Below are 11,743 nucleotides of genomic sequence, written 5' to 3'. Positions count from 1 at the left end.
AAACCTAAACGCACCCGGCTTGCCAAGCTTTCAGTTCGCAATGACTGGAAGTTAGATTGCAACCGTACATTCGGACTTTCGCTGCGGCTGCGCCGCTGTCCCTGACGGATTTCGCTGGCCAGTTCCCCGTCGCTTCTGCGCACTCGATGGTGCTCGGACGCCGGAGAGCTGGATTAACGACGCGCTATTTGGCCAGGCGGCCCGCCCTGACGACGTAATGGGGTAACGATTCCATGAGCGCAAGAGCTGCGGTGACCGCGACGCCCTATGGTGAGGCGGACACCGCCGTGCTGGAAGCACTGGATGCGGGCTACGACACGACGCGGATGCTCGACGCCGTGTAGGCTCGATGAGGTACGTTCCAGCCTTTGCGACCCGGAAGGCCTGCGGGACGATCTGTTGCGCCTGCACAGCATCGCCCATACGCTCATCAACGACGCAGGGCTGACGGTCGGCGCACAGGACGAGCCGTTCGTCGATCAGGTCTCGGACGTCATCGACAAGATAGACCAATACGTCGCTGATCTGCTGTCGATTCGCGACGTCCTGCAACCGTTAGAGGCACTTCGATCTGATAGCCCGACTTGTTTTGACGGCCGCTGAGTTGCCCAGCAGACCGGCACATCGCGGCCATGAACCGTTATTCGTTTGCTCAATCTCTTGGACACTCAGACGGCGCCTCCGCCTTTGACAGCAGACATTGCCTTCGCGCTCACGTTCGCCTGGGTTCGAATCGAACTGCAGTGTCCAAAACAGCGATCACGTCGCTGCCCCGACCGCACCACAGCTCGAAAACGCTAGAAACCCCGCGGCGTCACGAGATCGGCCGCACGGAGATGCCCGCGCGGCTCGAACGGAATCTTCAGCCAGGCAAAGACGCTCATGTCGTGGTAGCCTGGCGAAGCGCGATATCCGATGCCGGTACCGACGATCAGGTGACGGGCAAGCAGTCCGGCGATGGTCGTGGTGTCCTCGCCAAATGCGCCCGACGCGCGACCTGTGAAAAGTTCGCGCGTTGCGTAGCCGAACCGGCCACCCGTCTTGAACAGAAACGTCCCGCCCTCATCGGACTGCGCGTAAAAGACGAGGCCAGCCTCGCGATTCGATTCAGGACTCCAGTAGCCACCATACGGACCGTCGAACCGGTTGGCGTCATAGCGGTATGAGCTCAGGCGTATCTCGGGCCCCGCATTGAGCCAGCTCCAGCCTTTCGCGCGAAAGTCCCGGGTGAGCGAGAGGCTGACCGCATAAAACGGATTGACGGCAGTTCCACTTGCCGTGACAGCACCGCCGGACAGCGTTTCGCCGAAATGGAAGGCACTACGTCCAATTGCCTGCCGCGCGGCGATCTCAATGGAGGATGAAATGGCCGGTCCGGTTCCAGAGGAAGGTGCACCCTCGAACGCGCGAAGCGAATCGTAGATGCTGTCGCGGCTTAAGGTCAGCCGCAAGAACTCGTCTTCGCTTTCGTCAATCCACTGATATTGAACCTTGCCAAGCAACTGGACGGGTCCTTCGCCGGGCTTTTCGAGTTCCGCGCCGGCAAACAGCACGCCTTGACCTACCTCGGTACGCATCGTAGCGCCCAGTTGCTTCCCCCACGCATGATGCACACCGTCGTCCAGTCGAAGCGCGGTGCCGTCGATACGCACGGTCAACGATGGAGACGCCAGCATCGTGACCGAAAGTTGCGGAATGGTCCAGACAGTCAGCTTGTCCTGTCCGGCCGTGCCGGATTTCCGATCCAGCGTGAACAGCGATTGCAGCGATGGCTCCTGCCCCTCGGACGGATGACCGATCAGGGCTCGAGCGCGGTCGTAGAGTCCCAGGCGCGCGTCGTGATCGGCCAGCGTCTGGCGGGCAGACGGTGGAATATTCCCGGGGCTCTCGTTCACAATCGTGCCGAGCGTTCCATAATCGCGGTTGGCGGCCGCGGCAAACACCAGACCCTGTATGTATTCGTCGTTTTCGGGCGCTGCCTCATGAAGCTTTGAGAAAATCTGTTCGGCTCGTGCGGGACGACCACTATTGAGCAGCGCCCAGCCCGCGAGAGCACGCGTGGCTGGCTCCGTCGGGTCGCCGACGGCTTCGACCTGCTTGAGCGCAGCGTCGACCTGTGCGGGGTCGTGCGAGTCTTTGGCGAGGGCGAGCTCGATGGTGGCGTGCAGGCGCATGCCCTGTTGCGTGGACAGCTCACGCGACTCGGCTTCTGCTTCCGCAAGCCGCTCTTGATGCATGAGCGACAGCGTGAGCCCGAGCCGTGCCGACGACGGGTCCTTCGCCGTCTTCAGCGCCTCGCGAAACAGCGCCTCTGCGGCCTGGTCGTCGTGCGCGCGGTCTTCGAGCCAGCCGGATACTTCCAGTGCCGACGCATCCAGCTGGACAGATGGATCTGCGCGAAGCGCTCTTGAGTAGGCCAAGGCGTTCGCATCGTGTCCCGCTTCGTTCTCCGCGTACATGCGCTGCAGCCGCAGATCGTTACGGACCTGCTTTAGCGAGGGCTTCTCGAACACGGGGTCCGCAATCAGGCGGTCCACGTCCGCCGGCGGCAGCGCTTTTGCCGCCTTCCATGCTGTACCCGAGAGTTCGCCGGGATTCATGCAGGCGCGAAGCAGTTCCAGGTAGAGCCCATAGGCCTGCGCGGTCCGTCCTGCCTCCGCAAGCGTTTGCGCGCAATCCCATTTCGCGGGCAGGTTCGAGCACACCGGGTCTTTCGTCGCCCTGTACGCGGGTTGCCCGCTAAGGACGTGGGCGTTCAGCGGCTTTGTTGCCCGCGGCTTGCCAGGCTTGACGGCACTTTGCGGCGTCTGTGGCTGGACCAGCTTGACGGAATCTCGCGCTGCCGGCGAATTACCCCACGCGTCCGACTCTCGGCCGGACTTGCCGGAAGCGGGATCTGGGGACTTCGATGAGCCCGGTTGCTCCGCGCGGGCGAAACCCTGCCATGTGAGCAGAATGCCGGCAGCCAGGGCGATCAACGTGCGATTTGTGGTCATCGTTTTGGCGATGGGTCGGCAGAGGAGGATTGATTGATTCGCTTTTTCACCTGTTCCTTGAGCGTCATATTCAGAAAGATGTACGAAAGCGCAAGCAGTGTCGTCAGCGCGCACCAGAACACCAGGGGATCGGCCAGAAGCAGGCGCAGACGCGCAATGCGTGACCGCTCGGCGACTGCGAGCGGCTTTGCCGATTCAGTCGCGGAGTCGAAGAGCGTCGCTCCCTGCGCAAACAGCGACCAGACCGCGGGCTGGCGCAACATATCGATGGCATGAGTCACCGCGGCGTTGTTGCTGCCAAGGACAGCAACGAACGGGCGCCCGCTGGAGTGGCCCGACAAGGACACCGCTTGTCCTGGCTGTAAGGTCGGCAACGAGGGCAGTTGACCAAGCTGCTGCGCGTCGAGCGACGTGGCTGGGCCAAAAAAGAAGTCGGCGTTCGCGAAGTCGCCCGAGAACGTGAATGCGAAGTTCGCTAGCACACCTGTTGCGCGGACATGGACCGCAGCGAAATTCAGTGCGGCGCGCACGAGCGCGGTGTCCGAATGTCTGAGCGAGATGGCGAGATGTGCCGGGGGAGCGTGAACAATCGTTGCGGCGTCGAGCGTCATGTCCGCGCGTCTCGGGAACGCCTTCGAGGTGTCGGCGAACGCCTGTGCGGCACGCAGGCAATCGGTCTCGGTGACGCCCGAGAGCACCATGACAACGGACCTGCCTTCGTTGGCGGGGTAGACGCCGAGAAACGGGCCGTTGATACCCTCAGCAACAGCTTCAGACAACGCATTCTGGAGAGCGTCGCGCGTGCCCACGAGCAGCACGTCGCCTGCGCGGGCGGTGTCCTTGTCGATATCCCATGAACCTGAGCCTTCCCGTTTGACGATCGGGCTCGTGCCTTTGTATGCGACCGTGACATCGACCTGCCTCATGCGTGCGGCGATGCTTTCGACCGCGAGCGTGGCCGCCTGTAGCCGCTGAGGTGACGGCAACCCGCTTCCCAACACAACAGTAACGTTGCGCGGCATCCATGACCGGGCGTCGAACGCCAGCGGAAGCTGCGCGAGGGTCGGCGCTGGATTTGGGCGCAGCCCCGCAAAGTCCAGCGAGATGGATGAGCGCATATTGTCAATGGGCGCGATATCGGAGTACGCCGTCTCTGCGGCGATCTTTTCGGAGTGCGGCACGCGTGCCAGTTGAATGCTGTTGGTCCCCGGCACGAAAGCTTGTGGCGGAAGCGGGATGGTTTGCACCTGGCCCTTTGCATCGGCCTGTGCCACCTGCGCCCCGTTGACCCACACGACATACCGCGCTCCCGCCTCGGGTGCAACGTCCGACGCGAGCTTGAGATGAACGCCGCTCAGTGCTTCTCGCGCAGACAGCTCGACGACAAGCGCATGCGCCGCGGCGGCGGCACCGTCCACCGACCGGAGCGAGGAAAACGGTCTTGTTATGCTCTGCGCTGCTGCAGGCAGTGCGCTGAGGCCTAGCAGCCAGGCGACAACGGCCGCGCGCGCGAGCCGACTAACCACGGAAGCCCTTGCGGCCCACATGACTGAGATGCGCATGTGCGCCCCTGAGCGAAATGACCAGCATGCCCAGCAAGGACCGCACAAGGTTTGTCGACGCCTCCCGCTGTTTCCAGAGCCGCAGCCAGCGTTCGCTATCGCCGTACGCGAGAACAACGGCTGCCCGTTCCTCTTCGGGCGTCCTTGGTGCGTAAAGCGCGACACAATCGCCAGTCGTCTTGTCGACCGGAGCGATCGCGTGCGCCGCCAGCAGATGTCGCTGGAACCGAACTTCAAAGCGATCCAGCATCAGCCCTTCCGGCACGCGTATTCGCATGCCCAACTCGTTGACATCGAGGAGCTGCACCTGCGTCTCGCCGAATTCCCCTATGATGGTGATCGTCTCGTCGATATTGACCCGTGGCCTCGTACGACGCTGGGCCTTCTCCAGTAACGCGCCAAGCGCACCGAGGCTGAGGAAGAGGTTGAAGCCTATCCAGAGCACGGCTGCCGTGAGGATGGGTCGGGCATCGGGTTCGAGGATGATCCTGACGATGCCCCAGACCAGGCCAATCGCGCTGATGACGAACATGCCGTAGTACGGCAGGCGGAACTCGCTGATGACGTCGCTCTGGCTCTGCTCGCCCTTGGGCGTGACGGCGAACGTCGGGGCATTGGGCCGCAAAAGTGCACCCACCAGCGCGGGCAGCATGTAGAACGCCTGGAGCGTCTCGTAGAGCTCGGACGAAAAGATACGCCGGAATCGTCCGTTCAGCCGTTCTGCCGTCAATAGCGCGACGACGAGATAAGGGAGCGTGTAGCCGACGAGGTTGTCGGTGCCCCCTGGGTACATCTGCAGCTTGAATACGATGCCGATAATCGGAACTGCGAATGTGACCAGGCGAGCGAACGGGAAGAACCAGAAGAGTCCGACGGAAAAATAGCACAGCCGTTGGGTAGGCGACAGACCGCGGACGAACCACGGATTCTGCCTCATGAGTATCTGCATCATGCCAACGCCCCAGCGGATTCGCTGGACGAGAAACCCGGCAACTGTCTCGGGTTGCAAACCCGCCACCATCGGCCGACCCAGGTACACCGAACGCCAGCCTCGCTGATGCAGCTTGACTGACGTCGACGCGTCCTCGGTGATTGACTCGGTTGAAAAGCCACCAATCTCCTCGATGGCCGCGCGCCGGACGAGCGCACCCGAGCCGCAGAAGAACGAGGTATTCCAGGTGTCGAGGCCCGGTTGAACTGCACGGTAAAACAGGTCGTTCTCCGCCGGCATCTGGTTGAAGAGTCCGAGGTTTTTCTCGAGCGGGTCCGGGTTGGTGAAGAAATGCGGGGTTTGCACCAAAGCGGTCTTCGCGTCATGGACAAAAAAACCCACAGTAGAACGCAGGAAGTCCCGCGTCGGCACATGATCCGCATCGAGGATCGCCATCAGATCGCCAGACGTGCGTTGCATGGCTGCATTCAGATTGCCGCTTTTTGCATGCTCGTTTGAATCGCGCGTCAGATAGATGGCACCGTGTCTTTTGCACAGCGACTTCAACTGCTCGGAGCGTTCGGCGAGCGCCTGGCGTTGCTCCGCACTTTTCGCGGCTTGGGATCGCGGGAAGCCGTCGTCGAGGACGTACGCGCGAACGCGCTCTTTCGGATAATCGATCTCTAATGCGCCGCATACGGTGGGGGCAACGACCCAGAGCGGTTCCGAGTAAGTCGGAATGAATATATCGACAAAGGGAAGTGCGTCATCGACTGGCAGCGGCAGAGGCCCACGCTCGAGCGGCCGGACACTGACGAAATATCCCAGCAGCACGACGCCCATGCAGTACAGTTCAGCCGCGAGAAGGGCTGCTGCAGCGAGCTTCGAGGGCAGGCTGCCATGTATTGGAAATGCTTCGAAGCGCCACGCGATGTAACGGATGATCACGAAGCTGCTGAAGACGAGCAGCACGGGTCGCGTTCTGGGCGTTTGCACGTAGGCGAGCAGCCCGAACAATGCAAGAAAGATCCACGCGTGGGTCTGCGGGCGAGGCAAGCCAACTGATAGCACCGCGAGTGCGGCCAGCGTCACCAACAGAGTGAGCGCGATAATCTGCTGCATTTTGGATCGCATGTCTGGAACCCAAAGCCATAAGCGACGAAGTTTCATATGATCATAATTGCTCACAGCCGATCGCGCTATCTGGGCAGTGCTTGTCCGGCAGGGGGGCATCTGAGCAATCGCAAGGCGTCTGATATGGGGCATTGCGCTCGGCGGTATTGCACTTGGGGTGCAGCCGTTCCATGAAGCCATTCACGGAGGGAGCAGCGAGGCACGGACTTGATGATCTACGTCTTTCGCTCCCTATTGTCTTGGCTATCGGCCTGATCTCGGCTGCCCCGCCACCACTGCAGTCATTTCGTTTGGGCTGTTCGCCATGCGCGCGGCGTCTTGCCGAACTGCGCCGTAAACCAGCGCGTGAATGACGCCTGCCGCGTATATCTGTCAACGCCGACTGAAACCTGACCCACAGGGGGGGCGGCAAAAATCTTGGACCACGGTTGCCGCGTCAATCCTCTCGACCTTAATCGCTGGTTCAATCATCCTGAACTTTCAGCGACGGCACTATCGCCCTGTCTTCACCGAGCCATTTGTACGCGTGCAGTCTGTCCCACCGCCATTCGCGCCCTCGACATCCTGAGCGATGACCGATCAAACCCATTTGTCAAAACGGAAGTTTTTATAGACGGATCAGAGCACCTACCGATATGTCGCGAACTCGACAACCCAGCAGCAGATGTGGGCTTTGTCGAGTCCGCGACACAATGGTGTTCAGCCGGGCGCCCACGGTGCTCTATTCCACCATTGGCATGGCAGTCGGAACACTTTTTGACTGCTTTTTTGCAGTTGGCGCGATTGTTGCTGGTTTCTGCTGGCAGCGATGTCGGATCTGCACATCGGCATTCGTTTTCATTTAGCCGAGGGGTTTCTCCGCCACCTGTCATTCGAATTGCAATTTTGTGAAAGGAGAACAGCGCTTTGCATATGCGTCCAGGGTGCGGGTTTCTTGACACCGGAGACTTCAAGTGACCGAACATGAACCATCTTTAGTCAATTTAAACCGCGATCTTTCTTTCTTCTTTTCAATCTGGGTCGGGCAACTGCTCGTAGTTGCCTATTCGGTAGCCGACGTTCTTATCGTCGCCAACAGGCGGCCCGATCTACTCGGTGGCTTGGCACTGGGGCACGCGATTTACGGTCCACTTAGTGTAACCATGACCGCGTTTTTTTCTTCGATCACCATAAACGCCACGAGATTTATTGCAGAAAAATCCGTAGCAACACTAAAACACATCGCTTACTATGGATTTGCGTCGGGATTTTTTGTTGCCTTATTCGTTTTTTTTGTTCTGAAGTATTTTTCGACAATCCATCATTGGTCGAACCAATCACCTTATTTAGCAGCCCAAGCTAAAAATTATCTTGATACTCTCACGTTTAGCATCTTGCCATCTACCCTCTTTCGAATTATCGCCTGCATCGCGAACTCGATTCGGGCCACAATCCATATTACGCTACTGCAGGGTGTCGGTTTGATAGCAAAAGTTACCCTGTCCCTAACACTGGTCGACAGCCCACACTTTCACCTTGGCCTGACTGGTTGTGCACTATCAACTACCATTTCCTTCTATATTATGTGCATAGCCGCCATATTTCTGTTTCTATTCGATAGACGGTTTTCCGTATTCCGATTTAATTTTGTTTTATCTCGAGAGCGATCTGAGTTGGTGGCTCTCTTGAGGACCGGCCTCCCAGTCGCATTTTCGACGCTTTCCGAAGTTGCAGCATTCGGTTACATGGCAATATTGATAAGCAAGTTCGACGCTGACCAGCTAAGTGCCCATCAAATCGTCTCTAACCTCTATAACGTCGGGTACACGTTGGCCTCTTCTCTTGCAGTTTTAGTTTCTGTCAAGATAAGTCACGCCCTTGGGCTCGAGGGACCAATTGGAGCGGGACGCAAAGCAAGAACAGCGATTTTCGTCACGATAGCAGTCGGCTTCTCACTTTTAATTTTACATATGCTTTTTGGAGCCGCTGTCTTCCGACTTCATACGGCGGACGAGAAAGTTTTGGCGATCTCGAATAAAATTCTCATCTTCCTGTCATTAGTGATTTTCGCCGACTGCCTTCAAACTAGTGCCGCCGCGGCTCTGCGTGCACTTGGCATTAATGCGTTTCCCGCATTTATGCAGATAATCAGCCTGTGGATAGGTGTTGCAATTCTGGGAGACGGTTTCGCGACGCAACGGCTTTGGCTCGGTAGCGTGAATCTAGTGCCAGCGGCCGGGGTCTGGTGCGGCGTTTTTTTTGGTTTGCTGCCGAGCGCACTGATCTTGTCACTGGTTGCTGTCGGTGGCAATAAAGCAATTCGCAAGCACGTGCAACGAATTATTTCTCAATGTACTTGATGACTTCTCGCGCTGGGAGTGTTCCACAGTTGACTCCCGATTGCTGGATGACGCGTCGTGAGCTTGCATTGATGCCCCATTCCCTTCACTGCTTTCTCGTTTGTGCTCGCACGTCGCCCTGCAGCAGATCTCCGGGTGCCGTTCGCCTGAACCTACCGGCGCTCCGCACCCGCAACGGCTAGAACTTCATCCCTACACCTAAACCGACGACGAGCGGATCGATATGTAAAGTGCCGATTGCCGAACCGCCAAGCGATGCGTCCGTCCTCATCCAAATCTTCTTGATGTCGTCGTTGACGAAAAGCTTTTTTGTCACCTGCACGTCGACCCCGGCCTGCAGTGCCGGACCGATGCTGTGGTTGTCTATGGAGATCGGTTGACCTCCCGCATTCAACCCATTGTTATAGAAGAGCGTGTAACTGAGCCCGGCACCGATATACGGGCGAATGCGCCCGTCATGATTGAAGCGATACTGCAACAGCAATGTCGGGGGTAGCACGCCGACGCCACCGAGGTTGCCCAGGCTCGACGTCACGTGATGACGCGAGGTACCAAGAATCAATTCGATGCCGATACTGTCTCGTACCATGTAGGTGAAGTCGATTTCCGGCACGAGCGCGTTGTTTACGCCGACATCGAGCGCGGACAGCGTGTTGGTCGTGCGAACTTGCGGCTCAATGCTGATTGCCCGGAGGCGAACCAGCCAATCGCCCGCATGTATGCCAGCCGCTGCACTGCCAGCGGCTGAGGCCAACACTTCGCCGTCGCCCGCCGCGCGAGCCGGAGATTGCCCAAATGCTGCGGCAAGGCAAATTACTGCAGCGATAATACGGATTTGCTTTTGCATGATCGTTACCTGTCGCCATCAAACCTCTGCAGTGTGTCGGACTCTGTGACTGACAGCGTTGACCGCAATCAACTGACGTTTTAAGGCGTACCTGCCTACGGCGTCGGGTCACGGGCGGGCCATAGGAACTCTCGCAACCGTGCGCGCTCCATATCTCGCAGCCGCGTGGCAGCGCTTCACGACCGCAGAAGACGAATCCCGTTGGCGGCGCAGGCATGCAAGGCGCGTCCCGTTCCAGGCGATCGTGTCCAGATCGATACGATGAAGATCGCGCGCGGCGTCTACTAGTACAAGGCCATCGATGAAGTTCGCGCTTCCACGTGCTGGCCAGCTGCCCGCGACGGAACTGGGCGAGATCACGCCTCTAGCGGAACAGGTGGCAAGCGCTTGCGACACATTGAAGGAGCGGATTCGGCACCGCGAATGGACGATTGACAAGCCGAGAAAAAGGTCTCCAGGAAAGTGAAACGATGTCTGTGAATCGCACAGATCACGCATCGCATGCGTCCGCCAGGAGCAGCGCCCATCTTTCACCCTCCCCCGCTGCGACACCAGCAACGCGCTCGCAAGCACCTCGCAGCAGGTCGATGAATTTCAATTTCTCGCTACCTCTCGAACTTCGACTTTCTTCAGGACAGTGTGGCGAGCACCTCTTCAGGCGCGTTAGAGATCGTCTGAGCGTCCAACAATGTCATCCCGATTGTTGGATCTTGCGGAGATCCATGCGGAGCGTCCCCTGCATGGCGAGACGCGCAGTCCGGCCTTTAGGACAACCTCGATGCTTCCCGCCCCCGTCTCCATTCATGCGAGGAACTATGTGCACTTTTGGGACAAGCATGGGCTATCTCTTCGCGATCAAGTGCAGTCGCCTCAAAATGCTCAGAGTGTCACTTTTCGGCGCACGAATCCCACCGCATCTGTCGGGCAGACTAAACGTGGCTTCGATGCAACTCCTTTGGAGTTGGAAACCGCAAGTAATGACTGCACTCTTCGCAAACCGAACACGTGACTTGCTGGATTCTCGCCGGATTGAATGCATATGGGCGTTGAATTAGAATTGCTCCATCAATGCCCATGTGACGCTACCGCATGCATGGATATGGCTTGATGCAGGACGTTGAGCGAGAAATGCCGACCCTCCGCCAGTCCCTGTTGATTAATGCGGCCCACCTGTCGACCCGTCCATGCGTCGATAAATCCCGACTGCGCTTCCAGGATGTCAGCGCGATGAAACCCTTCTCCGCAAGTGCGGCCACTAGGTACCCACCGTGTGCCGCGCGGCCACAATGAAGGACCCTGGTCATAGTCTCTGTGTTTTCCAGAAGCCCACCTGCAAATCACCATGCGATCAAAGGGCGCGCTAAGTGTGGGCAGCATCAAGCCCGCGCCGATCGGCAGGGGCCGCTGTGGCGCCGCGTCGCGGCCTGCGCCGTCGCGAGATACAGCGTCACCCGCCTTTCAAGGCAATAGTCTGGACGAATCAGACCAAGAAGCAGGTATGCATCAGTCAACTTCGGCCGGGTTCCACCATGTTCGCCCCAAGCAAAACCCGGACGCGCTCCGGAACCCCGCGGGCAAATCGCGCAGCACACATCCATCGGCACAGCAGATTGAGCCGCCACCGGTGGCTAACCATGAGAGTAGACGATGAAAGGCAACCGTGCACAACAGTGGACGAACGCTCCCGTCGCCGTTGACGATCCAAAAGCGAACGCGGAAAGGTTACTTACGCTTGACATCGATGAAGTCGCCGAAGGCGATCTCCACGAGTTCCTTCGAGGCACCGACGCAGAAATCGCGATAACCGCTGCGCTTGCCGCTATGTTGTGATTGTTGCCTTTGCGCTTCGAGGTGCGAAACACCGTGGGACCGCCGCAGGGGAAGCCCACGATGTCAACACCATTATGTCAAAAGCAGTGAGCGCCACTTTCTGG

The 11,743-nt window shown here is 58.8% G+C and carries 8 protein-coding genes and 1 pseudogene; 4 read left to right on the top strand and 5 right to left on the bottom strand.

The annotated features are described in order from the left end of the window. Positions 1 to 399 precede the first annotated feature (399 nt). Complete coding sequence (locus BN2475_RS35650; RefSeq protein ID WP_245841423.1) at positions 400 to 603, top strand: hypothetical protein; 204 nt, start codon at positions 400 to 402, stop codon at positions 601 to 603. A gap of 194 nt (positions 604 to 797) precedes the next feature. On the opposite strand, the gene BN2475_RS19845 is transcribed toward BN2475_RS35650, so the two are convergent. From BN2475_RS19845 to bcsA, 3 genes are all read right to left on the bottom strand, one after another. Further along, positions 798 to 2,996 carry a tetratricopeptide repeat protein gene (locus BN2475_RS19845; RefSeq protein WP_094781206.1) on the bottom strand — a complete coding sequence of 733 codons (2,199 nt, stop codon included), beginning with the start codon at positions 2,994 to 2,996 and terminating at the stop codon, positions 798 to 800. After that, the gene (locus tag BN2475_RS19840; protein ID WP_094781205.1) at positions 2,993 to 4,414 is read right to left on the bottom strand and encodes a hypothetical protein; all 1,422 of its coding nucleotides are present in this window, start codon (positions 4,412 to 4,414) and stop codon (positions 2,993 to 2,995) included. Before BN2475_RS19840 ends, BN2475_RS19845 begins: the two co-directional genes overlap by 4 nt. Positions 4,415 to 4,514: 100 nt before the next feature. Beyond that, complete coding sequence (gene bcsA / locus BN2475_RS19835; RefSeq protein WP_281254242.1) at positions 4,515 to 6,623, bottom strand: UDP-forming cellulose synthase catalytic subunit; 2,109 nt, start codon at positions 6,621 to 6,623, stop codon at positions 4,515 to 4,517. A gap of 953 nt (positions 6,624 to 7,576) precedes the next feature. Between bcsA and BN2475_RS19830 the strand changes: the two genes are divergently transcribed. Then, a complete protein-coding gene (locus tag BN2475_RS19830; protein ID WP_245841422.1) occupies positions 7,577 to 8,962 on the top strand; it encodes an MATE family efflux transporter in 1,386 nt (461 codons plus the stop codon). A 178-nt stretch (positions 8,963 to 9,140) separates the two neighbouring features. Here the strand turns inward: BN2475_RS19830 and BN2475_RS19825 are convergent, their stop codons facing one another. Beyond that, positions 9,141 to 9,809: an OmpW/AlkL family protein gene (locus BN2475_RS19825; RefSeq protein WP_094781203.1), complete on the bottom strand. Its 669-nt coding sequence runs from the start codon at positions 9,807 to 9,809 to the stop codon at positions 9,141 to 9,143. A 222-nt stretch (positions 9,810 to 10,031) separates the two neighbouring features. On the opposite strand from BN2475_RS19825, the pseudogene BN2475_RS19820 reads away from it, so the two are divergent. Beyond that, positions 10,032 to 10,174, top strand: a pseudogene (locus BN2475_RS19820) (IS481 family transposase); the annotation flags it as partial. 1,011 nt (positions 10,175 to 11,185) lie between these two features. Here BN2475_RS19820 and BN2475_RS36365 read toward each other — a convergent pair. Continuing rightward, the gene (locus tag BN2475_RS36365) at positions 11,186 to 11,407 is read right to left on the bottom strand and encodes a hydantoinase/oxoprolinase family protein (protein ID WP_342744640.1); all 222 of its coding nucleotides are present in this window, start codon (positions 11,405 to 11,407) and stop codon (positions 11,186 to 11,188) included. A gap of 49 nt (positions 11,408 to 11,456) precedes the next feature. On the opposite strand from BN2475_RS36365, the gene BN2475_RS19815 reads away from it, so the two are divergent. Beyond that, a complete protein-coding gene (locus BN2475_RS19815; protein WP_094781202.1) occupies positions 11,457 to 11,639 on the top strand; it encodes a hypothetical protein in 183 nt (60 codons plus the stop codon). Positions 11,640 to 11,743 lie beyond the last annotated feature (104 nt).

Source organism: Paraburkholderia ribeironis (assembly GCF_900019265.1).
Taxonomy (GTDB): Bacteria; Pseudomonadota; Gammaproteobacteria; order Burkholderiales; family Burkholderiaceae; genus Paraburkholderia; species Paraburkholderia ribeironis.
This window is presented reverse-complemented; position numbering and strand designations above follow the sequence as displayed.

Excerpts from the sequence above, each read along its gene's own strand:
- BN2475_RS19845 (WP_094781206.1), bottom strand. The coding sequence starts at position 2,996 with ATGACCACAAATCGCACGTTGATCGCCCTGGCTGCCGGCATTCTGCTC.
- BN2475_RS36365 (WP_342744640.1), bottom strand. The coding sequence starts at position 11,407 with ATGGATGTGTGCTGCGCGATTTGCCCGCGGGGTTCCGGAGCGCGTCCG.
- bcsA (WP_281254242.1), bottom strand. The coding sequence starts at position 6,623 with ATGCGATCCAAAATGCAGCAGATTATCGCGCTCACTCTGTTGGTGACG.
- BN2475_RS19825 (WP_094781203.1), bottom strand. The coding sequence starts at position 9,809 with ATGCAAAAGCAAATCCGTATTATCGCTGCAGTAATTTGCCTTGCCGCA.
- BN2475_RS19815 (WP_094781202.1), top strand. The coding sequence starts at position 11,457 with ATGAAAGGCAACCGTGCACAACAGTGGACGAACGCTCCCGTCGCCGTT.